Origin of the sequence: Enterococcus sp. AZ035, from assembly GCF_050548325.1 — a bacterium.
Classification (GTDB): Bacteria; Bacillota; Bacilli; order Lactobacillales; family Enterococcaceae; genus Enterococcus; species Enterococcus faecalis.
Genome location: NZ_CP172958.1, coordinates 1140177 through 1161772 on the forward strand (window position 1 = coordinate 1140177; position 21596 = coordinate 1161772).

General features: G+C 37.2%; 21 protein-coding genes. 19 read left to right on the forward strand and 2 right to left on the reverse strand.

Annotated elements, in window-relative coordinates; genetic code table 11:
• Nucleotides 1-14: 14 nt before the first annotated feature.
• On the reverse strand, nucleotides 15-365 hold the full coding sequence (locus IGL32_RS05525) for a helix-turn-helix domain-containing protein (RefSeq protein WP_002357747.1): 351 nt from the start codon (nucleotides 363-365) through the stop codon (nucleotides 15-17).
• Between the two features lie 191 nt (nucleotides 366-556).
• On the opposite strand from IGL32_RS05525, the gene IGL32_RS05530 reads away from it, so the two are divergent.
• The 5 genes from IGL32_RS05530 (at nucleotide 557) to IGL32_RS05550 (ending at nucleotide 5617) form a co-directional block, all read left to right on the forward strand.
• A complete protein-coding gene (locus tag IGL32_RS05530; protein ID WP_002357746.1) occupies nucleotides 557-1990 on the forward strand; it encodes an MFS transporter in 1434 nt (477 codons plus the stop codon).
• 204 nt (nucleotides 1991-2194) lie between these two features.
• Entirely contained in the window at nucleotides 2195-2869 is a 675-nt protein-coding gene (locus IGL32_RS05535; RefSeq protein ID WP_002379405.1) for a metal-dependent hydrolase, read from the forward strand.
• A gap of 9 nt (nucleotides 2870-2878) precedes the next feature.
• Nucleotides 2879-4198: a DRTGG domain-containing protein gene (locus IGL32_RS05540; protein ID WP_002382281.1), complete on the forward strand. Its 1320-nt coding sequence runs from the start codon at nucleotides 2879-2881 to the stop codon at nucleotides 4196-4198.
• 13 nt (nucleotides 4199-4211) lie between these two features.
• The gene (locus IGL32_RS05545; RefSeq protein ID WP_002357742.1) at nucleotides 4212-5165 is read left to right on the forward strand and encodes a DHH family phosphoesterase; all 954 of its coding nucleotides are present in this window, start codon (nucleotides 4212-4214) and stop codon (nucleotides 5163-5165) included.
• Between the two features lie 113 nt (nucleotides 5166-5278).
• Nucleotides 5279-5617: a zinc ribbon domain-containing protein YjdM gene (locus IGL32_RS05550; protein ID WP_002357741.1), complete on the forward strand. Its 339-nt coding sequence runs from the start codon at nucleotides 5279-5281 to the stop codon at nucleotides 5615-5617.
• Nucleotides 5618-5677: 60 nt separating this feature from the next.
• On the opposite strand, the gene IGL32_RS05555 is transcribed toward IGL32_RS05550, so the two are convergent.
• Complete coding sequence (locus IGL32_RS05555; protein WP_002382283.1) at nucleotides 5678-6076, reverse strand: hypothetical protein; 399 nt, start codon at nucleotides 6074-6076, stop codon at nucleotides 5678-5680.
• 55 nt (nucleotides 6077-6131) lie between these two features.
• Here IGL32_RS05555 and IGL32_RS05560 point away from each other — a divergent pair, with 55 nt between their 5' ends.
• The 14 genes from IGL32_RS05560 to IGL32_RS05625 all read left to right on the forward strand — a co-directional run bounded on the left by IGL32_RS05560 (nucleotide 6132) and on the right by IGL32_RS05625 (nucleotide 21595).
• Complete coding sequence (locus tag IGL32_RS05560) at nucleotides 6132-7313, forward strand: VanZ family protein (protein ID WP_430600110.1); 1182 nt, start codon at nucleotides 6132-6134, stop codon at nucleotides 7311-7313.
• Between the two features lie 53 nt (nucleotides 7314-7366).
• Complete coding sequence (locus tag IGL32_RS05565) at nucleotides 7367-8725, forward strand: DEAD/DEAH box helicase (RefSeq protein WP_002382285.1); 1359 nt, start codon at nucleotides 7367-7369, stop codon at nucleotides 8723-8725.
• A 546-nt stretch (nucleotides 8726-9271) separates the two neighbouring features.
• Nucleotides 9272-9955, forward strand: a complete 684-nt coding sequence (locus IGL32_RS05570) for a helix-turn-helix domain-containing protein (protein ID WP_002381934.1) — start codon at nucleotides 9272-9274, stop codon at nucleotides 9953-9955.
• Between the two features lie 345 nt (nucleotides 9956-10300).
• Nucleotides 10301-12943, forward strand: a complete 2643-nt coding sequence (gene alaS, locus IGL32_RS05575; protein WP_002357736.1) for an alanine--tRNA ligase — start codon at nucleotides 10301-10303, stop codon at nucleotides 12941-12943.
• A 202-nt stretch (nucleotides 12944-13145) separates the two neighbouring features.
• On the forward strand, nucleotides 13146-13862 hold the full coding sequence (locus tag IGL32_RS05580) for a tRNA (adenine(22)-N(1))-methyltransferase (RefSeq protein ID WP_002357733.1): 717 nt from the start codon (nucleotides 13146-13148) through the stop codon (nucleotides 13860-13862).
• Nucleotides 13846-14964 (forward strand): Nif3-like dinuclear metal center hexameric protein, encoded by a 1119-nt coding sequence (locus IGL32_RS05585; protein ID WP_002379409.1) that lies wholly within the window; start codon nucleotides 13846-13848, stop codon nucleotides 14962-14964. The genes IGL32_RS05580 and IGL32_RS05585 overlap by 17 nt, the downstream gene beginning before the upstream one ends.
• A gap of 29 nt (nucleotides 14965-14993) precedes the next feature.
• Nucleotides 14994-16223: a peptidase T gene (pepT, locus tag IGL32_RS05590; protein ID WP_002360428.1), complete on the forward strand. Its 1230-nt coding sequence runs from the start codon at nucleotides 14994-14996 to the stop codon at nucleotides 16221-16223.
• A gap of 145 nt (nucleotides 16224-16368) precedes the next feature.
• Nucleotides 16369-16635, forward strand: a complete 267-nt coding sequence (locus IGL32_RS05595; protein ID WP_002379410.1) for a DUF1294 domain-containing protein — start codon at nucleotides 16369-16371, stop codon at nucleotides 16633-16635.
• A gap of 19 nt (nucleotides 16636-16654) precedes the next feature.
• On the forward strand, nucleotides 16655-17683 hold the full coding sequence (locus IGL32_RS05600) for a lysylphosphatidylglycerol synthase transmembrane domain-containing protein (RefSeq protein ID WP_002360426.1): 1029 nt from the start codon (nucleotides 16655-16657) through the stop codon (nucleotides 17681-17683).
• 139 nt (nucleotides 17684-17822) lie between these two features.
• Nucleotides 17823-18398 carry a molybdenum cofactor guanylyltransferase gene (gene mobA / locus IGL32_RS05605; protein WP_002371211.1) on the forward strand — a complete coding sequence of 192 codons (576 nt, stop codon included), beginning with the start codon at nucleotides 17823-17825 and terminating at the stop codon, nucleotides 18396-18398.
• 15 nt (nucleotides 18399-18413) lie between these two features.
• The gene (locus IGL32_RS05610; RefSeq protein ID WP_002357725.1) at nucleotides 18414-19238 is read left to right on the forward strand and encodes a formate/nitrite transporter family protein; all 825 of its coding nucleotides are present in this window, start codon (nucleotides 18414-18416) and stop codon (nucleotides 19236-19238) included.
• Nucleotides 19228-19809, forward strand: a complete 582-nt coding sequence (locus tag IGL32_RS05615; protein ID WP_002371209.1) for a hypothetical protein — start codon at nucleotides 19228-19230, stop codon at nucleotides 19807-19809. Before IGL32_RS05610 ends, IGL32_RS05615 begins: the two co-directional genes overlap by 11 nt.
• Nucleotides 19797-20285, forward strand: a complete 489-nt coding sequence (locus IGL32_RS05620; RefSeq protein WP_002357722.1) for an NAD(P)H-dependent oxidoreductase subunit E — start codon at nucleotides 19797-19799, stop codon at nucleotides 20283-20285. The genes IGL32_RS05615 and IGL32_RS05620 overlap by 13 nt, the downstream gene beginning before the upstream one ends.
• Nucleotides 20286-20296: 11 nt before the next feature.
• Entirely contained in the window at nucleotides 20297-21595 is a 1299-nt protein-coding gene (locus IGL32_RS05625) for a complex I 51 kDa subunit family protein (RefSeq protein WP_002371208.1), read from the forward strand.
• The last annotated feature ends 1 nt before the right edge of the window (nucleotide 21596 follow it).

The window sequence follows — 21596 nt, forward strand, 5'->3', positions numbered from 1 at the left end:
GAAGTGAACGTTCTTTAAGAATTTGTCATTTCAAATTTACGGAACCGCAAGAAACGATTTGCTTCTTCCTCTAACTGAGTAATTTCTTCTTCTGTTAACTCTTCCGTAGTAATGTGAATATGTAACTCTTTTTGTGTGCTTGTCATAGGTGCCTGATGATTGATCTCTGTTTGTTGGGTGCGGCCCATTAAATAGTCCAAGGAAACAGAAAAATAGTCTGCTATTTTTAAAAGATTCTCTACTTTAGGCGAAGAGGTATCCCAACGACGAATTTGTCCATTGGAAATGCCGACGTTTCTTTCTAATTGGGCGAGGGTTAATTGCTTTGACTGAGCTAGTTGTTTAATGCGAGAAATTAAGGTCATTTCAAGTCCTCCTTGTGTTTTCCGTTTGCTAATTTTAAATTAGCGTAAAAGCGAATGGTTGTCAATTGCGAGCGTGTAATAAGAAGGTGAACATCTCATGAGTGATTTTTTAGAAAATTTCCGATGAAAAAAAGAAGAAATAGAGTTATTATTAGTAAGTAAACTGTTTTGGAGCGAGAGGGGATGAATCAATGGAGAAAATTAAAAGTTACCAAGAGGATTCTGAAGTGCAGAAAAATCGTTGGTGGATCTTAGTTTCTGTGGCTATGTTTACCTTCATGTCTACATTAGATTCCAGCATTGTAAATATTGCTTTACCGACTATTTCAAAAGAAATGTCCGTACCCATGAATCAAGCGGAATGGGTCGTATCTATTTATTTAATGGTTGTCTGTGCTTGTTTATTATTATTTGGAAAAATTGGCGACAGTTTTGGAAAAATAAAAGTTTATCGAATTGGCACGGTTATTTTTACGATTGGTTCGTTACTTTGTGGCTTTAATCAATCGCTGAGCTTTCTATTATTTGCGCGAGTCGTTCAAAGTATTGGTGCTAGCATGACCATGGCGACCAATTCAGGAATTATTACGGAAGTATTCCCTTTAAATGAAAGAGGGCGGGCGCTTGGTGCAGTAGGTGCCTTTGTCTCTTTAGGCGCGATTGCTGGTCCTGGGATTGGTGGATTGATCTTATCAAACTTTTCTTGGTCGTATATTTTTTGGATTAATGTTCCCGTGGGGCTAGTTACAATTTTAATTGGTGAAAAGTTTCTACCAAAAGATATTACAAAAACAAAAGAAAAAATCGATTTTTCAGGATTTGCTTGTATTGCCATTGCGATTATGACGTTCTTCGGCGGGATTTTCCTCGGACAAGAGAGCGGGTTTGGCTCGTTACAATCCTATTTATTGTTCATTATTGCAGTAATCGCATTAGGATTATTTATAATGGTTGAACGAAAAAGAAAAAGCCCACTTATTAAGTTCGCAATTTTTAAAAACAAAATTTTTACTTTAAGTTTATTGTCCGCCGTTTTAATTTTTGCCTCAAACTTTTTTGTAAATGTTGTCATTCCATTTTATTTGCAGGATGCACGCAAACTAAGTGCTAGTTATGCTGGTCTATTAATGATGGTATTTCCGTTATTAATGGTGGTTGGGGCTCCTCTGAGTGGCTATTTGACGGATAAAATTGGCCCAGGTATTTTAACATTTGGCGGATTGTTGCTCTTGTGCTGTACGTCGTTAATGTATATGTTTTTAGATATGAATTCGCCTATCTGGTATTATGTGATTGCAACGGCCATTATGGGCTTGGGAAATGCACTTTTCCAGTCTCCAAACAATACAATGGTTATGAGCAGTGTTGAAAAGCAAGATTTAGGTGTAGCAGGAAGTATGAATTCTTTTGCTAGAAACTTAGGAATGGTCATTGGGATTGCGTTGTCAACGACCATTTTATATCGTGGCATGAGCGAAGCCTATGGTGAACGAGTAACCACGTATCTGGCTAATCGCCCAGATATATTTATTGTGGGAATGCGTGAAACCTTTTTTGTCGCCTTTCTATTATGTGTGGCGGCCTTTATATTAACGATTTTACGTTTTCGGAAAACAACCAAATAAGTAAAAAGAAACAGACGAGAAAGATTCATGATTTTTCTCGTCTGTTTCTTTACTAGCTAAGAAAATAAGCAAATGCGATTGTATATTTCTGATTCTCTGTTACAATAAAGAAAGTAAACTGTACTAAACTGTACTACTTTTAAGAATGAATTTGACGATTAATTATCATAAGATTGTGTAGAAAATACCGTAGGAGGAATACAAATGGAACTGATAGGACATGGACATTCATGTATTGAAATTCGTCTAAACGACGGCACGAACCTTTTATTTGATCCTTTTATTAATGGCAACCCTTTAGCGGACGTTTCACTTGCAGATTTACACCCTGATTACATCTTAATCACCCACGGACACAGCGATCATATTGGCGATATGCTAGCAATTGCTCAAGCCAACAAGGCAACGATTATTGCGATAGCTGAAGTGGCTATGTATGCGCAGTCGCAAGGTGTAAAAGCGCATGGAATGAATCTAGGTGGGCGTTATGTCTTTCCTTTTGGTTCGGTTAAATTTGTGCCAGCTTTGCATAGTTCCGGTTATGAAATAGACGGCGTAATGACCTACATGGGCGAAGCAAGTGGGATTATTTTAGAAGCAGAAGATAAAAAAATTTATCACGCTGGTGATACTGCGTTGTTTTCAGATATGCGCCTTTTTGCAAAAGACAAATCCATTGATGTAGCGTTCTTACCAATTGGCGATAATTATACGATGGGACCAGAGGATGCGCTAGAAGCAATCGCTTACTTAAATCCCGAAATAACCATTCCAATTCATTACAATACCTTTCCTGTTATCCAACAAAATCCAGCAATATTCGTAGAGCAAGTAGTTGGCGGGAAAGTATTAAACCCAGGAGAGACGATCCTAGTTTAGGAGGAAATTATGGCGACGAAACATGATCAAATTTTAAAACATATTGAAGACTTACCAATTGGCGATCGAATCTCTGTTCGAAGCATTGCCAAAAGTTTAAGTGTTAGTGAAGGAACAGCGTATCGGGCCATCAAAGATGCAGAAAATATTGGGCTTGTTTCCACCATTCAACGTGTTGGTACGATACGAATTGAGCGGAAGTTAAAAAAACATATTGAAAAATTAACATTTGGTGAAGTGGTCCGGATTATTGAAGGGGATGTGTTAGGCGGTAGCTCTGGTCTAGACAAAGTCCTTAATAAATTTGTAATTGGTGCGATGACAGAAACCGCGATGACGCGATATATTACTCCCGGATCCTTAATGATTGTTGGTAACCGCCAAGGTGTGCAAAAGCTTGCTTTAGAAAATGGGGCAGCCGTTTTAATTACAGGTGGATTTGAAACATCTGAAGAGATTGCGCAGTTAGCAGATCGTCTGGGTATGCCTGTCTTGAGAACCACATATGATACATTTACTGTGGCTACTATGATTAACCGTGCTTTAAGTGATCAGCTGATTAAAAAAGACATTTTACTCGTCAGTGATATTTATACAGCGCTTGAAAAAACCAATTATTTATTGACAACTCAGACGATTGCAGATTATCAGGCATTATCTGAAAGTACCCATCATTCTCGTTTCCCAGTAGTAAATAAGAAATTACGTTTAGTGGGGATTGTCACAGCCAAAGATGTCATTGGTAAAAGTGAACATTTAACCGTGGATAAAGTCATGACAAAGGATCCCAATGTTGTGAAAAAGATGATGAGTGTAGCGAGTGTCAGTCATCAAATGATTTGGGATGGTCTAGAAGTCATGCCGGTGGTGGAAGATGATTTAGCGCTTGTTGGGATTGTTTCTCGCCAAGATGTGATGAAAGCTATGCAATTGGTGCAACGACAACCACAAATTGCAGATACAATTTCAGATCAAATTTCCGGGGAAGTGATGCCTGTTGAAGAAAATGGCAAAGAAACAACCCGTTTTCGTTTTTCGGTTGCGCCCCAAATGGTTAACAGTGTTGGTACCATCTCGTTCGGTGTCCTAAGTGAAATTATTTCTAACGTGACACAACGAACAATGTTGATGAATCAAAAAAGAAATGTACTAATTGAACAAGTGAATCTACATTATTTGCGGCTAATCCAGTTGGAAAGTGAATTGGACATTCGTCCACGGATTTTAGAAATTGGCCGTCGCTCTGCAAAATTAGATATTGAAGTTTATTTAGAAAATGTCATTGTGGCAAAAGCAATTGTTGTTTGCCAAGTGATGGAGAGAACGTAGGAGGCTACAAAGAATGGACGTAGTAAAAGAAATTATGGCAGCAATTAAACAATATGAAACAATTATTATTCATAGACATCAAAGGCCGGATCCAGATGCAATTGGCTCACAGGTTGGGTTAGCAGAACTCTTAAGAGCGAGCTTTCCTGAAAAAAATATTTATCAAGTAGGCGGACCAGTGGAAGGCTTAGAGTTTTTAGCTGAAATGGACGTTATTACTGACGATGTCTATCGAGGTGCATTAGTCATTGTAACAGATACTGCAAATGCTCCACGAATTAGTGATGCGCGTTTTTCTTTAGGCGATCAATTAATTAAAATCGATCATCATCCGAATGATGAACCTTATGGAGATTTAGTTTGGGTGAATACAAATGCAAGTAGTTGTAGTGAAATTATTGTTGATTTTTGGCAACAGCATTTAGCAGAATTAACGATGACAGATAATGCAGCTCGTTTATTGTATGCTGGGATTGTGGGGGATACAGGACGTTTTCTTTATCCTTCCACTTCGGCGCATACACTCGCTGTCGCTGCGCAATTGCGTACGTTTAACTTTAATGCCGCAGACTTAAATCGTGAGTTAGACCAAATGCCTTTAAAGGTTGCTAAATTAGCGGGTTATATTTATCAAAATTTAGAAATCGACGCAAATGGCGCTGCTCGTGTCGTTTTACCACAAAGTATTTTAAACAGTTATGATATTGTCGATTCTGAAACGGCAGCCATTGTTTCAATGCCAGGAAAAATTGAAGATGTTCTCTCATGGGCAATCTTTGTTGAACAGCCGGAAGGTTATTATCGCGTTCGGTTACGTTCCAAAGGACCAATCATTAATACAATTGCTAAAAAACATCATGGCGGCGGCCATCCTTTGGCAAGTGGCGCTAATGCACGTGATGCGGCTGAAATTGAAGTGATTTACCAAGAAATCCAAGCAGCTTGCCAAGAGTGGGCTCAAAAATAAATAAGTAATTAGAAAGTAGTTATCGGACGTTGATAAATCATTAGGACTACTTTTCATTCACTAGAAAATAAGGTAAAATGAAAAAGAATTATTTTTTACAAAGGAGAACGTTAATGACAGAGCAATTACCAAACTGCCCTGAATGTGGGTCGGCATATGCCTATGAAGATCGCGGATTATTTATTTGTCCAGAATGCGGTCATGAATGGTCACCAACAGAAGAAGTTGCAGAAGAAGGCTTAGTAGTTAAGGATTCAAATGGCAATCTTTTAGCGGATGGTGACAGTGTTACTGTAATCAAAGATTTGAAAGTTAAAGGTGCCAGTGGCGCAATTAAACAAGGCACAAAAGTGAAAAACATTCGTTTAGTGGAAGGTGATCATAACATCGATTGTAAGGTAGATGGCTTTGGTCCAATGAAGTTAAAATCAGAGTTTGTTAAGAAAAATTAAATTTCATTTGAATGATGAGACAGTAAGAGTCTAGGACACAACCATCGTCCTAGACTCTTACTAATGTTTATCGGTCTTGTATTTTATCATTGTACGAAGGCCGTGCCAAGCGTTGTAAAGTGTGAGGATTAACCCGATACCTAAAGGAATCCATAACCATTGCGGAGAATAAGCGGCATCTTTTAACGTTTCAGGGTTGATGGTCCATGATTCTTGCAATACTTGGAAACTAAAAACCATGAGAAATGTTGAAATAAGTAACAAAATAAACCGTAAATAATGAATCGTTGTTTGACGGTGAATCAGTGCAAAGAGTAAGTAGAGCACAAGTAAAAATAGCGGCACTCCAAACGCAAAATATGGCTGTAACATGAGAACGTCCTCCTTTTTCTTAATGATACTGCAAAGGAGAGGATTTGCAAAATAAAATTTATTGTTGGTACATTTTTTTAGAAACAAGTATAGTGTTATTGAGGCATTCATACTTGAAATTGTTTATCTTGGAGGGATTTTTATGGCAGTATATAGCGAACCAATTAAATGGGCAATCATTATTTTCCCGTTTCTAGCATTTTTTATTTCTGGGGCATTATTAATCTATGAATACCGCAAATATGGTTCATTTGTTTGGACACGAGCAATGATTTTGTATTCATTTGTTTTTTATTTATTATGTGCCTATTTCTTGGTAATTTTACCGTTGCCATTTCGAGCAGAAGTGGCTCAATACACAGGACCAACAATGGAACTGCGGCCTTTTCATTTTATTTCAGGGATTTTAAACGAAACTGTTTTTTCGATCAAAGATCCTAGTACGTATTTGCCAGCATTAAAACAACATGCCGTTTTAGAACCACTGTTTAATGTTTTATTAGTTTTACCTTTTGGTGTGTATTTACGGTATTATTTCAAATGTTCATTTTTAAAAACAGTTCTTGCGAGTTTTTTATTGTCATTATTTTTTGAATTAACACAGTTATCTGGCCTTTATTTTATTTATCCACGTTCGTATCGCTTGGCGGATGTCAATGATTTAATTAATAATACCGTCGGAGGCATGGTCGGTTATTGGTTGACGCCACTCTTTACCTTTTTATTGCCAACACGAGAAGAAATTGATGCCACCTCTTATGAAAAAGGGCAGACAGTTAGCCTGTTGAGACGTTTCTTTGCATGGGGGATTGATTGGTTGGTGATTGGCTTTGTGCAAGGCCTGCTCGTTTTTGGACTAAATTTCATTCCAGCTTATAAAAATTGGGCAACCAATTATCCGATTTTTTCAGATCGGATGTGGTTCTTTATCATGGTGTTTGCGGTCTTTATCGTCATGATGAAACTGACAAATGGTCAAACGTTAGGGAAAAAAGTTGTTCGCATTCGGGTGGTTGAAACAGGACATGAAAAAATTCGTTTAAAAGCCTTGTTTGTTCGCTACGGTTATTTGTATTTTGTGTATGGTTTAATTAGTATTTATCTAGCTAATGCCACTGATTTATTGAATTCTTCTAATCGGATGTTGCAAATGGTGTCACTGCTTCTGTATTTATTCTGTTTAATTTTATATTTACTATTTTTGATCAACGTTTTGTTAACCTTGATTCGTAAAAAACGGCGTTTGTTTTATGAAAAAGCCAGCCACACTTATACAGTCAGTACATTAGAAGTTGCGAAAACAAAGGAATCAGCAGGTGAGTAAAAGTTGTTTTTGTGTTATAATGCCAAAGTGCATAAAGAATTTAACGAGAAGAGGTGAGGCAAGTGCCTTCATTTAAACAATTTCAATTTCAACCTTTTATCAACGAAGCACTCGCAGAAAAAGGGTTTGAAGAACCAACAGAAGTCCAAGAAAAATTAATCCCAATCATTAAGAAAGGGAAAAGTGTTATTGGACAATCGCAAACAGGAAGTGGAAAGACGCATACTTTTTTACTTCCATTAATGGATAAAGTTAAGCCAACTATCGACGAAGTACAAATTGTGATTACTGCGCCTAGTCGTGAATTAGCCAATCAAATTTATCAAGAAGCGCAGCAACTGGCTCGTTTCAGTCAACCAGAAATTCGAGTGTCAAATTTTGTTGGCGGAACAGATAAACAACGTCAATTAAATAAATTAAAGCATCAGCAACCTCATGTGGTGATTGGTACACCAGGGCGTATTTTAGATATGATGAATGAACAAGCCTTGAAAGTGCATACGGCTTTTGCCTTTGTTGTCGATGAAGCAGACATGACATTAGATATGGGCTTTTTAGCAGAAGTCGATCAAATTGCGGGTCGTTTGCCAGAAAAATTACAAATGCTCGTTTTTTCTGCAACCATTCCAGAAAAATTACGACCATTTTTAAAAAAATATTTAGAAAATCCAGTGATTGAACATATCAAACCAAAAGCAGTTATTTCAGAAACAATTGACAATTGGTTGATTTCCACCAAAGGAAAAAACAGCAATAAAATAATTTATCAATTATTGACTATCGGGCATCCTTATTTAGCGATTGTTTTTGCAAATACTAAACAAAGAGTTGATGAAATCACCGATTACTTAAAAGATCAGGGCCTAAAAGTTGCCAAAATTCATGGAGACATTACACCACGCGAAAGAAAACGTGTGATGCGTCAAGTTCAAAATCTTGACTACCAATATGTAGTAGCTACTGATTTAGCCGCACGTGGGATTGATATTGAAGGGGTTTCACATGTCATCAATGCAGAAGTTCCACATGAATTGGACTTCTTTATCCATCGGGTTGGCCGCACAGGACGTAATGGATTGAATGGGACTGCCATAACATTATATTCACCAGCAGATGATGAAGCGATTACTCAGATTGAGCAGTTAGGTGTTTCTTTCAAACCAAAAGAAATTAAAAATGGTGAGATTGTAGAGACGTATGATCGTAATCGTCGAACAAAACGAGAAAAATCTCGAGAAGAATTAGACCCAACGTTAATTGGTTTAGTGAAAAAGAAAAAGAAAAAAATTAAACCAGGATACAAGAAAAAAATTAATTGGGCAATTGAAGACAGCAATAAGAAAAAACGTAAAATTGAACGTCGTCAAAAAGATCGTTCTGCTAGGAAAGCAAAAAAGAATTCTTCTAACTAAAAACGTTGTGGATTATAAAAAGTAAGGGACTAGAATCGTAAAGATTTTAGTCCCTTACTTTTTATATGATAAATATTTAAGTCACTTTTAAAATAACTCTTTTTTAAAAGTAGTTATCGTTAAAAGTAGAGAAAATTACCGATTAATTGTAAAGATTTTTGTCGAAAACATCAAAATGTTAGTGTTAAACATCAACATTTTGATGTTTTCTCGAGAAAAAAATAATAAAATTACAGAATTTTTGGCGTGTTTTAGCAAAAAGTAGGAAGTTTCGGCACTTTTTTTGTTAAAAAATCAGCTTTATTAGTTGATATTAAAGGAAATTCATTTTTTTTTACGGAGGATAAAAAAATTTTACACACAAAAAAAATCATTTTCTAATATAATATAAATAACCACCAAAATAAAGAATAAAGGAGCGAAGAGAGATGAAGATAAAAAGGTGTTTATTAACCAATCGATGGAGAAAACACGCGATTTGGTAACGTATTTTGATTGGTGCGTTTAGTTATTGGTAGCAGAAAGAGTTCTAGGAGGAAAGAAGAAATGAGAAGGATTTTGGTATTAACAAAGAACATTTTAGTTGAGCAAACATTTCAGCAGCAATTACAACATTTAAATTATGAAGTCTTTTGTACGAACTGCTGTGAAGAAACTATAGAACATGAGTTAACTTTTTTTAATTATTTTGATGCAATTGTATTAAGCGAAACACTATCTCAGAACGATTGCTTGAGATTATTAGGAAGTCTTTCATCGTTAGAGAAGCCGATTTATCGACGTTCACAATCGATGTGTAATAAACGTGAAGCGGAGATTTGGCAGGAAAGAGGTATTATCCGGTGGTTAGGCCTCAAAGATTCATTGGAAGATATTCGTGAAAAAATTGACACGGTCGATCAAAGTTTTGCCGAAGTCACAGCCGAGCTACTTGATGACCAAGTAAAAAAGATTCGCTTTACAAAAAACGAGCAACGCTTTTTAAAAATCTTGTATCAGCATGCCCACGAAGGGTTGGATCGTGATCAAATTTGTCGCTTGCTTTGGCAGAAAGAACCAGATGCTTCTACAAAATCGCAGCTGTCTTTCGTATGTAAACGAGTGAAACAAAAATTTAGTGATGCAGGTATGAACGAAGAGATTATTACAACCTCTTGGGGAAAAGGGTATCAAATAAATGAACAAATTTTGCCTTATTTAGAGCAAACGTTATTTGAAACAGCTCAGTAAGGAAAGATTCCTACGAAAACAATTGACTTTTTAGCAGATCTTTCTTATACTTTTGACTATAAGCTAAAGGATATGAGGAATCTTATTTTGATCACAGAAAGCCGTTCATTGCTGAGAGAAGGGCATCAGATAAATTTACTTGCTCCCTTTAGATGGACTTGATAGAAATATCAACGCGACTCTGCGTTATAGAGCTTAAGAGGTAATGATCCAACATCATTGCAATCAAGGTGGTACCGCGAGCAATCGTCCTTGACTGCAATGGTGTTTTTTGTGTACACAATCTGCCACTTAAGAGGGTACAAAATATAAATAGTTAATTATTAATAGAAAGTAGGAAAATCAATGAAAGAATTAACAAGTAGTCAAGTTCGCCAAATGTATTTAGACTTCTTTAAGTCTAAAGGACATTCAGTAGAACCAAGCGCTTCTTTAGTACCAGTAAACGATCCAACATTATTATGGATTAACTCTGGTGTTGCAACCTTGAAAAAATATTTTGATGGCTCTGTTGTGCCAGAAAATCCAAGAATTACGAATGCTCAAAAATCTATTCGTACAAATGATATTGAGAATGTTGGGAAAACGGCTCGTCATCATACAATGTTTGAAATGTTAGGGAACTTCTCAATTGGAGATTATTTTAAAAATGAAGCGATTCACTGGGCTTGGGAATTTTTAACTGGTGCTGAATGGCTTGCTTTTGACCCAGAAAAATTATATGTGACTGTTTATCCGAAAGATACAGAAGCAAAACGCATTTGGCGTGATGAAGTTGGTTTATCTGAAGATCATATTATTGATGTAGAAGATAACTTCTGGGATATCGGTGCTGGTCCAAGTGGTCCGGATACGGAAATCTTTTATGATCGCGGCGAAGAATTTTTAGATATTCCAGAAGATGATCCAGAAAATTATCCTGGTGGCGAAAATGAACGCTATTTAGAAATTTGGAACTTAGTGTTCTCTGAATTTAATCATACACCAGAAGATACGTACGAACCATTACCACATAAAAACATTGATACGGGCATGGGCTTGGAACGTGTTGTATCTATCATTCAAGATGCACCAACAAATTTTGAAACTGATTTATTTATGCCAATCATTCATGCGGTAGAAGCTTTAGGAACTAACGTGAAATATGGAGATGCACCACAAACGGATGTTTCCTTTAAAGTGATTGCTGACCATATTCGTGCTTTATCCTTTGCAATTGGTGATGGTGCGCTTCCTTCAAATGAAGGTCGTGGCTATGTGTTACGTCGTTTATTACGTCGTGCGGTAATGCACGGGAAAAAATTAGGCATTAATGAAGCCTTTTTATACAAATTAGTGCCTGTTGTTGGCGAAATCATGGTAAGCTACTATCCAGAAGTATTACAACAAAAAGACTTCATCGAAAAAGTGGTTCGGACAGAGGAAGAACGTTTCCATGAAACCATCAATGAAGGTTTAAGCATGTTAAATGAGGTTATTAAAGAAGTTAAAGATGCAAAAGGCGATACATTAGATGGAAAAATTATCTTCAAACTTTATGATACTTTTGGCTTCCCCGTAGAATTAACGGAAGAAGTTGCAGAAGATGAAGGCTTGAAAGTCGACCATGCTGGGTTTGAAACAGAAATGGAAGCACAGCGTGAACGTGCTCGTTCTGCCCGCAGTAAAGAAACTTCAATGGGTGTTCAATCTGCTTTATTAACAGATATTAAAGTAGAAAGTAAATTTGTTGGCTATACAGAATTAACACATGATAGTGAATTATTTGTTATTATTCAAGGTGACGCACTAGTAAATGAAGCATCTGCAGGAACAGCCGAATTAATTTTTGCTGAAACACCATTTTATGCTGAAATGGGTGGACAAATTGCTGACCGCGGCTATGTAAAAAATACCGCAGGGGAAGTCGTTGCCAACGTGGTGGATGTGAAAAAAGCACCAAACGGTCAATTTTTACACAAAGTAGAAGTTTTGGCGCCATTAGCAGAAGGTCAAATTTATCAATTGCAAGTGGACGAACGGATGCGGACACGTATTTTGAAAAATCATACGGCAACCCATTTATTGCATCGTGCTTTAAAAGATGTGTTAGGGGAGCATGCCAACCAAGCAGGCTCATTAGTTGCACCAGGACATCTACGTTTTGACTTTACTCATTTTGGGCAAGTTACATCAGAAGAACTAGCGCGGATGGAAGCCATCGTTAACGAAAAAATCTGGGAAGCTATTCCTGTTGTCACAATTGAAACAGATATTGATACAGCGAAAAACATGGGCGCAATGGCGTTATTTGGCGAAAAATATGGCAAAGAAGTCCGTGTAGTTAATATTGGGGATTACTCTATCGAATTATGTGGTGGAACACACGTTGCTAATACAGAAGATATCGGGATTTTCAAAATTGTTTCTGAATCTGGAATTGGTGCAGGAGTACGCCGTATTGAAGCAGTGACGAGTAAAGAAGCGTATCAACTTTTACAAGAAGAAGAACGTCAATTGAAAGAGATTGCTACATTAGTTAAATCACCTCAATTAAAAGAAGTGGTTACGAAAACAGAGCAATTGCAACAACAATTACGTGATCTACAAAAAGAAAACGAACAATTGGCAGGCAAATTAGCGAACCAACAAGCTGGTGACATTTTTAAAGATGTCAAAGACATCAATGGTGTTCGTTATATTGCCGCTCAAGTCAATGTTAAAGACATGAATCAATTACGCCAATTGGCTGACCAATGGAAACAAAAAGAATTGTCTGATGTACTAGTTCTAGCAACTGCACAAGATGAAAAAGTAAGCTTGTTAGCGGCTATGACAAAAGACATGAACGGAAAAGGCTTAAAAGCCGGTGACTTAATCAAAGCAATTGCGCCAAAAGTTGGCGGTGGCGGCGGTGGTCGTCCTGATATGGCTCAAGCTGGTGGGAAAAATCCAGCAGGGATTGCGGATGCCTTAGCAGAAGTTGAAAACTGGTTGGCAAATGCCTAATTAAAAATGTTTTCCCTATTATTAATATAAGGAGAATGCTCTTTATAGCAATAATGACAGCCCTCTTCAAAGTTATGAAATTGATTTTGAAGGGGGTTCTTTTTTTTAAATGATTAAGGAGAGGAAACAGTAGATTGCACGAATGTGTAAGTTTTCATCTTCAATTGACAATGGTATAATAAGCAACGGAGGAATCAAAAATATGAATGAAAATCAATTATCAAAACGTCTCGCAACGGTTGGTGATTTAATCCCTAGAGGAAGTCGCTTAGCAGACATTGGTTCAGACCATGCTTATTTACCAGTTGCTTTAATGTTAGAAAATAAACTGTCTTTTGCTGTGGCTGGGGAAGTGGTGGAAGGCCCCTATCAATCTGCCAAAACCCAAGTCAGTAAATCCAATTTGACGGATAAAATTATCGTACGTTTAGCGAACGGGCTAGATGCAATTGAACCTGAAGATCAAATAGACGTCATTAGTATTTGTGGAATGGGCGGCACATTAATCCGAGATATTTTAGAAGCTGGACGCAAAAAAAATCGTTTAACAGGGAAGGAACGCCTTGTTTTACAACCGAATATTGGTGAACCAACTTTACGCCGCTGGTTAATGGCAAATGACTACAGTATTATTGATGAAACAATCGTGGAAGAAAACCGTAAATTGTATGAAATTATCGTAGCCGAAAAAACAGAGCAATCCGTTTCTTATACGGACCAAGAATTACTATTTGGGCCAGTTTTAATTAAAAAACAAGGACCGGTTTTTACTAAAAAATGGCAACGAGAATTAAAACAGCGCAAAACTGTTCTTGCACAACTAGCAAAAGCAAGTGGAGAACATATTGAAAAGCAAGCGAAACTACAGCAAGACCAACAATTAATTGAGGAGGTACTGGCCAATGGCTGTGAACGGTAAGACATTGATTCGACGCTTCAATGACTATTGTCCCGAATGGTTAGCAGAAACGGGAGATCCTGTGGGCTTGCACATTGGTACATTAGATAAACCAATTGAAAATGTGATGGTTACCTTAGATGTTCGTCCTGAGGTCGTTGCAGAAGCAATTGAGAAGCAGGTTGATTTAATTATTGCGAAACACCCACCTATTTTCCGCCCAGTTAAGCGATTAACCACAGATAATTTTCAAGAAAAAATGTACGCTGATTTATTAAAACACGATATTGCTGTTTATGCAGCGCATACTAACATGGATATTATTGACAATGGGCTAAATGATTGGTTTTGTGAATTATTGGGAATTAAACAGACCACCTTTTTAACTAAAACACATACTGTTCCTTATAAAAAATTAGCCGTTTTTGTGCCAATTGATGAAGCTCCGCAAATGAGAGAAGCTTTAGGTCTAGCTGGCGCCGGGTCTCAAGGTGATTATTCTAAAACAAGTTACTCTTTAATTGGAACAGGACGTTTTACACCAACACAAGGAGCAAATCCAACGATTGGCGAAATTGGTCAAGAAAGTGTCGTCCAAGAAGCAAAAATCGAAGTGATTTTCCCTGAAACTAAGCAAGAACAAGTTCTTGCAGCTATGTTACAGGCGCATCCTTATGAAGAACCGGCGTATGATGTTTATACCATTGAAAATCAATCAAAAGAATTTGGTTTAGGTCGGGTTGGAGTATTAGACAAGCCTGTGAGATTCTCTTATTTTGTACAGCAAGTCAAGGAAGCTTTCCAATTGGATGGCTTGCGGGTCATTGCAAAAGATGATACTAAAATGATTCAACGGGTAGCCATTTGTGGTGGAAGTGGTGAAAAATTCTATCATGATGCATTACGTAAACAAGCCGATGTCTATATTACTGGTGATGTGTATTATCATACGGCACATGACATGATTGCTGAAGATTTACCAGTTATCGATCCTGGTCATTACATTGAAGCGCTTTGTAAGCCAAAACTTGTGGAATTAATGAATCAATGGAAACAAGAAAATGAGTGGGCTGTATCCATTTTTGAATCAGAAGCGAATACCAACCCATTTCGTTTTAAATAAAAAAATGAAGATTAAAGGAGTGTTCTTTTATGTATGAAAATCTATTACCTCGTTTTTTACGGTATGTGAAAACAGAAACACGCTCGGATGCAACTAGCACAACGACACCATCAACACAAACACAAGTAGCCTTTGCACAAACCTTAAAAAAAGAATTAGAAGAATTAGGGATGAGCGATGTTATTTATAACGAAACAAATGGTTTTGTGATTGCTACGTTACCTAGTAACGTGGAGAAAGACGTTCGTTCAATCGGCTTTATTGCCCATATGGATACCGCTGATTTTAATGCAGTGAATGTTTCTCCGCAAATTGTTGAGAACTATGACGGAGAATCAACGATTCCTTTAGATAAAGAAGGCAAATTCACTTTAAACACGAAAGACTTTCCTAACTTAAAAAATTATCGTGGTGAAACACTTATTACAACCGATGGTACCACTTTATTAGGAGCTGATGATAAATCAGGTATTGCGGAAATAATGACAGCCATGGAATATTTAATTAATCACCCAGAAATTAAACATGGCACCATTCGTGTGGCTTTCGGTCCTGACGAAGAAATTGGTGTAGGTGCCGACAAATTTGATGTCGCTCAATTTAACGTGGATTTTGCTTATACAATGGATGGTGGGCCAGTAGGCGAATTACAATTTGAAACGTTTAATGCGGCGCAAGCAGAAATTACAATTCAAGGGAAAAACGTTCATCCAGGAACAGCCAAAAATACAATGATTAATGCGTTACAATTAGGAATTGATTTCCATAATGCCTTACCTGCTGACGAAGTTCCAGAAAAAACAGCAGGTGAAGAAGGCTTTTATCATTTAGCAGCGTTTGCTGGAACGCCAGAAGAAGCTACAATGACGTATATTATTCGCGATCACAATCGCGAGATTTTTGAAGCACGTAAAGCTAAAATTAAAGAAATTCAGCAAACATTGAATGCACCATTTGATGAAGAACGAATCAAAGTTGATTTATTTGATCAATACTATAATATGCGAGAAGTGATTGAAAAAGATATGTCCATTGTCGAAATTGCTAAACAAGCAATGGAAGAATTGTCAATTCAACCAATTATTGAACCTGTTCGCGGTGGAACGGATGGCTCAAAAATTTCTTATTTAGGGATTCCCACACCAAATATCTTTGCTGGTGGCGAAAATATGCATGGCCGTTTTGAATTTGTTTCATTACAAGCCATGGAAAAAGCGACCAATGTGATTATTAAAATTGCTGAATTAAATGCAAAATAAATGAGGCACTCAATAGGAAAGTAAGAAAACGGGCAACCGAGAACTTACTTTCCTGTTGTAGTTTCATGAGTCATTGAAAAATTTTTTGCAATTAGAATCAGAACAAGGTATCCTAGTACAGTAACTAGTTAGGAGGCCAGAAAGAATGCTTCAGGGGATAGTAATCATTTATTTCCTCGTCATTAATTTAGTATTGTTTAGTATGATGGGTTATGATAAAAAACAAGCAAAACGTGGGAACTGGCGTATTCCAGAACGCCGCTTATTGACGATAGGACTTGTCGGTGGCGGTCTAGGTGGGCTAATGGGACAAAAGAAATTTCATCATAAAACCCAAAAACCAGTTTTTGCATTGTGTTATTCAATTGGCGTAATCGCGATGATTAGTTGCATCTATCTAACGTTTAAGTAAGAACAAAAAAGGAGAAGCGATGAAAGGAAAAGTAAAAATTGGCTTAAATATGTTGTTAATGATTATCGTTTTAGGCGTAATCTTTTATGTCATGGATAATTCATTAAGTGATATTTTTGCTCAACTGATGGAAACGAGTTGGCTGGTGCTGATTGCTGTTATTTTTTTTGGAGTAGTTTATCAATTTGCAGAAGGGCGCTCAATCAAGGAAATAGCTCGTTATTTTAACAAAGACTTTACGACAGTGGATGGTTTTTTTACTTCTTGTTATGTAGCATTTTATCGGATTATTTCATTTGGCACGGGAACCTTGCTTTCAGAAATTTATTTTTATAAGAAAAAGGGAATTCCTGTTTCTAAAAGTGTGGGGATAACGGCATTACATATGATTATGTACAAAGCAGCCGTGATTTTTTTAGCAATTATTGGTTTGATTATTCAATTTTCCCTGTTTTATGAAAATGCGCCTAAGATGATTCCATTCATTTTAGCAGGTGTTATTTTAACATTAGTAATAATTGCAGCATTACTTATTTTATCTAGTAGCTTAAAGTTGCAAGTTTTATTGGTTAAGTTTGCCAATCGTTGGTTTAAACGACCAAAACTAAGAGATTGGGTGGATAATTGTAATTTACAAATCTATTCCTTGCGGGCAGCTGTCCAAACAATTACACAAGATCGCTCAGCGTTGCTTCGAATCTTTTCATGGAATGTATTTAAATTATTATTTTGGTACATTATTCCTTACATTGTTTTAGTAGAAAATCACCCGAATATTGATTTATTATTAGTGATGTCCTTTACCAGTTTTGCTGTTATTCTTTCAGGAGTTATTCCGACACCTGCTGGCATTGGTCCATTTGAATTTGTTTACTTATTGTTGTTTAAACCATTGGTCGGCAATGTTGATGCCGTAGCATCTGTTTTACTGTATCGATTTGGTAGCTTTGTGTTACCCTTTTTGATTGGCTTGGTTTATGTCGCCATTGAGAAACGAAAATCATTACGCATTGAGATTGAAGAAATAAAACGTCAAACAGATGAATAAGGTAGAACGAGAAAAAGAGTCGCTCTTTTTCTCGTTCTTTTTTTTAAAAGGAATTGACTTGTACGAGGGATGTCTTATAATAGACTTAATACATGACTAAAAAATATTTTTTTGAACTAATAAAAATTATGGTAAAGGGGTGGCGAAAATTATTGCTGATTGTACAGCAGTGCTGTTATGCGGCGGGAAAAGTTCACGGATGGGATTTGATAAAGCATTATTGAAAATTCAAGGGCAATACGTGATCTTGCAAACAGCTGAAAAGTTAATGGAACTGTTCGAAGAGGTTATTTTAGTAACGAATGATAGTCAAAAATTTCCTAAGGCGTTTAGAAAATGCACAATCATTCAAGATATGTATCTTGGAAAGGGGCCATTAGGTGGGATTGTGACAGCAATGAACTATACTCAGAAAGCTGAAGTGTTTGTAATTGCCTGTGATATACCAACTTTTTCTCCTAAACTTGTGTATCAGTTAGCCTCTAAGCGTGGACAAAATCAAGTAACAATCTTTGACTTTGAAGGTCGTCAAGAACCATTATTTGGCTTTTATCGATGTTCTTGTTTACCAACATTTCAAAAACAGCTTGCGCAAAATAACTATCAGATTCGGCAAGAATTTGAGCGTCTATCTGTAAAAACGGTGCAACTATCAAAAGAGAATCAACTTAAAAATGTCAATCGAAAAGAAGAATTGTCTCAGTGGTATCGATAAAAAGGAGGAATCGTAATGGATTTTTTCAGTAGTGAAGAAATAGTTGCAAGCTTAGGTGATAAGGCAGAAATGAAAGGGAAATTATCGTTTGTTCGACTCTGTATTTTAGGCATCATGGCTGGTTTTTGTATTGCACTGGGTTACTTAGCGTTTATTCGTATCACTGGAACTGCCCCCACAGAATGGGGAAGTTTTAACAACTTTCTGGGTGGAGCTTTATTTCCAGTTGGGTTGATAGCGCTTACTTTTGTTGGTGGTGAGTTAGCAACAGGCAATATGATGGTAATGACATTAGGCGTATTACAGAAAAAGGTTCGAGTGGGCGCTCTTTGTTATAACTGGATAGTTGTTTTATTGACCAATTGTCTAGGCGGATTTCTTGTGGCGTATTTATTTGGCCATATTGTTGGGTTAACTGAAGGTGCGTTTCTGGATAAAACAGTCGCAGTTGCTCAGGCGAAAATTGCTGATCCACCGCTAGTTGCTTTTGTTTCAGGGATTGGCTGTAATATTTTTGTTTGTTTAGCGGTTTATCTCGGAGCGTTGGCAAAATCATATTTAGGTAAAATGTTTGGCTTATGGTTTCCTGTCATGGTTTTCGTTGTTTGTGGGTTTCAACACGTGGTCGCTAATGCATTTATTATTCCAGCGGCAATTTTTTCACAAAGTACCACAATCAGTTGGTGGGATTATTTGCAGAATACATTATGGGTATTTTTAGGCAATGCAGTAGGTGGCAGTCTTTTTATGGCCGTACCATTGATCTTTATGACAAAACCAGCAACTGTCAAACCAAGAGTTGAGAAAACGATTCAGACGGAGGAGCTCTATGGCAATTGAGATACCAAACATGATTCAAATTGGTTCTACTGGTCGGAATAGTGGCAAAACGACATTAGCCGAAGCCCTTATTAAACAGTACCAAGAAGTCTATCCAATTTATGGCTTGAAGATTATTACGATTAGTGGTCAACGAGGGGTGTGTCAACGAGGCACAAAAGGATGCGGAATTTGTACCAGTATTACAGCTGGTTATGAATTAGTAGAAGAGCAAGAGACGATTGGCAATAAAGATACCATGAAATTATTAGCTGCAGGTTGTCAAAAAGTTTTTCTATTGAAAGTTTTTCAAGAAAATTTGGCGGAAGCCATTCAGCAATTTCTGAAAGCTGTGCCGGCCCAAGCATTAATCATTTGTGAATCAAATTCATTACGTAATGTTGTGCAGCCAGGACTATTTCTTATGATGAATAACCAGAATCGCCAAAAAGAATCAGCAAAAAAAGTCATAGATAAAGCCGATTTTTGTTTACTATCTGCTGAAATACCAAAAAAATTGCGTATCTATTATCAAGGAGAACAACTTCAAGTTTCACTAAAAAGGGGGAATAAAAAGGAATGTGTGCATTAAGCTTAATTGAAAAAGAAGCGATTATTCTAGAAAACGATGCTGATCCACAACGAATTTTAAATATTTTAATTGAATTACAATTTGCTTCAGAGGAAGGGTATATCGATCAGGAGACAGCTCAATTAGTTGCAGAGCATCTACATTTAACGGAAGCGCGAGTCTATGAAATCGTCAGTTTTTATGCCATTTTAAAGACGGAACCGCAAGCGAAGTATGTCTTGAAGATTTGTAACAGCACACCGTGTCATTATACTGGTGGGGCGATGGTTGCCGAAGTTTTAGAAACCATTTTAGAAGTGCCAGAGAATCAGCCGACACCAGATGGCTTATTTATGTATCATAGTATTCCTTGTATCGGGGCTTGTGATTTAGGTCCAGTAATTAAAATTAAGGACACCGTTTTTAGTCAACTAACAGAAGAGAAAATTTATCAATTAATTCAACATTTACAAAATGATTGCTATGAAGGACTGTAGGAGGTGAGTCAATGCTTAAGAGAAACCAACCAATGTTATTAGAGAGAATGGGGAAAATGCAATCTGCGACCGATGTTGCTGAATATTGTAAATACGATGGATTTGATGGTTTAAAAAGAGCAATTTCACTATCGGATGAAGAAATTTTAAACGAACTGGATATTGCGCACTTAAGAGGTCGCGGTGGAGCAGCCTATCCTTTAGGAAAAAAATGGCGCCATCTTTATCATGCAAAAGGAACCACAAAGTACATTGTTTGTAATGCTGATGAAGGCGAACCAGGGACCTTTAAGGATAAAGTACTTTTATCTGAAGATCCATTGAGTGTGATTGAAGGAATGATTATTGCTGGCTATTTATTTTCAGCAAAAGCAGGTTATATTTATATGCGAGGAGAATATCGCAGAATCCAAAAAACATTTCAAGAAGCACTCGATAATGCACGACAAGCTGGCTTTTTAGGGGAAAACATTTTAGGAATTGAAGGATTCAATTATGATATTACGATTATTTCTGGTGCTGGCGCCTATATTTGTGGGGAAAATTCAGCACTTTTAAATTCAATTGAAGGAAAAACGGGGCGGCCGCGTGTCAAACCACCACACTTAGCAGATGTTGGTTTATATTTGCAACCAACATTAGTAAATAATGTTGAATCATTTGCAAGTGTTCCTGTAATTTTAAGAGAAGGTGGACAAGCCTTTTTAGAGATGGGTACTGCCGATGGTGGCGGAACAAAGCTAATTTGTTTGTCTGGACATATTAAAAATCGGGGCTTATACGAGGTCAACCTTGGAACACCATTAGAAGAAATAATTTATGGCGAGCAATACGGCGGAGGCTCTGCAACTGGTCGAGCATTGAAATTTATTCACTTCGGTGGACAATCCGGTCCAATTGGTGCTGTCGCAACGTTAAGGGATTGTTTGTATTCCTACGAAGATTTATGGGCCCATGACTTATCTGTCGGCTCTGGTGCAATTGTAGTAATGGATGATTCAGTTAATGTTGTGGACTATTTAGTACACGTGGCGGCCTTTTTTGCTCATGAGTCCTGTGGTAAATGCACCCCTTGTCGATTGGGAACAACTAGGATTTTGGAATTATTGAGTAAATTCAATCGGAACGAGGCAACAGCTAGTGATTTGCCGCGATTGGAAAAGATGCTCACACATGTCACGCGATTATCAGCTTGTGGTTTGGGCCAATCCGTCGCAAATCCAATGAAGAGTGCATTGGCTTTGTTTCCAGAAGAATTTGAAACGACTGCTGAAACAGAAATCTATGCCACCAGCAAAGGAGGTTGGTAAA

Excerpts from the sequence above, each read along its gene's own strand:
- IGL32_RS05585 (WP_002379409.1), top strand. The coding sequence starts at position 13,846 with ATGGCTGTGAACGGTAAGACATTGATTCGACGCTTCAATGACTATTGT.
- IGL32_RS05545 (WP_002357742.1), top strand. The coding sequence starts at position 4,212 with ATGGACGTAGTAAAAGAAATTATGGCAGCAATTAAACAATATGAAACA.
- alaS (WP_002357736.1), top strand. The coding sequence starts at position 10,301 with ATGAAAGAATTAACAAGTAGTCAAGTTCGCCAAATGTATTTAGACTTC.
- IGL32_RS05540 (WP_002382281.1), top strand. The coding sequence starts at position 2,879 with ATGGCGACGAAACATGATCAAATTTTAAAACATATTGAAGACTTACCA.
- IGL32_RS05560 (WP_430600110.1), top strand. The coding sequence starts at position 6,132 with ATGGCAGTATATAGCGAACCAATTAAATGGGCAATCATTATTTTCCCG.
- IGL32_RS05625 (WP_002371208.1), top strand. The coding sequence starts at position 20,297 with ATGCTTAAGAGAAACCAACCAATGTTATTAGAGAGAATGGGGAAAATG.
- IGL32_RS05530 (WP_002357746.1), top strand. The coding sequence starts at position 557 with ATGGAGAAAATTAAAAGTTACCAAGAGGATTCTGAAGTGCAGAAAAAT.
- pepT (WP_002360428.1), top strand. The coding sequence starts at position 14,994 with ATGTATGAAAATCTATTACCTCGTTTTTTACGGTATGTGAAAACAGAA.
- IGL32_RS05610 (WP_002357725.1), top strand. The coding sequence starts at position 18,414 with ATGGATTTTTTCAGTAGTGAAGAAATAGTTGCAAGCTTAGGTGATAAG.
- IGL32_RS05580 (WP_002357733.1), top strand. The coding sequence starts at position 13,146 with ATGAATGAAAATCAATTATCAAAACGTCTCGCAACGGTTGGTGATTTA.
- IGL32_RS05550 (WP_002357741.1), top strand. The coding sequence starts at position 5,279 with ATGACAGAGCAATTACCAAACTGCCCTGAATGTGGGTCGGCATATGCC.
- IGL32_RS05595 (WP_002379410.1), top strand. The coding sequence starts at position 16,369 with ATGCTTCAGGGGATAGTAATCATTTATTTCCTCGTCATTAATTTAGTA.
- IGL32_RS05525 (WP_002357747.1), bottom strand. The coding sequence starts at position 365 with ATGACCTTAATTTCTCGCATTAAACAACTAGCTCAGTCAAAGCAATTA.
- IGL32_RS05600 (WP_002360426.1), top strand. The coding sequence starts at position 16,655 with ATGAAAGGAAAAGTAAAAATTGGCTTAAATATGTTGTTAATGATTATC.
- IGL32_RS05620 (WP_002357722.1), top strand. The coding sequence starts at position 19,797 with ATGTGTGCATTAAGCTTAATTGAAAAAGAAGCGATTATTCTAGAAAAC.
- IGL32_RS05570 (WP_002381934.1), top strand. The coding sequence starts at position 9,272 with ATGAGAAGGATTTTGGTATTAACAAAGAACATTTTAGTTGAGCAAACA.
- IGL32_RS05615 (WP_002371209.1), top strand. The coding sequence starts at position 19,228 with ATGGCAATTGAGATACCAAACATGATTCAAATTGGTTCTACTGGTCGG.
- IGL32_RS05535 (WP_002379405.1), top strand. The coding sequence starts at position 2,195 with ATGGAACTGATAGGACATGGACATTCATGTATTGAAATTCGTCTAAAC.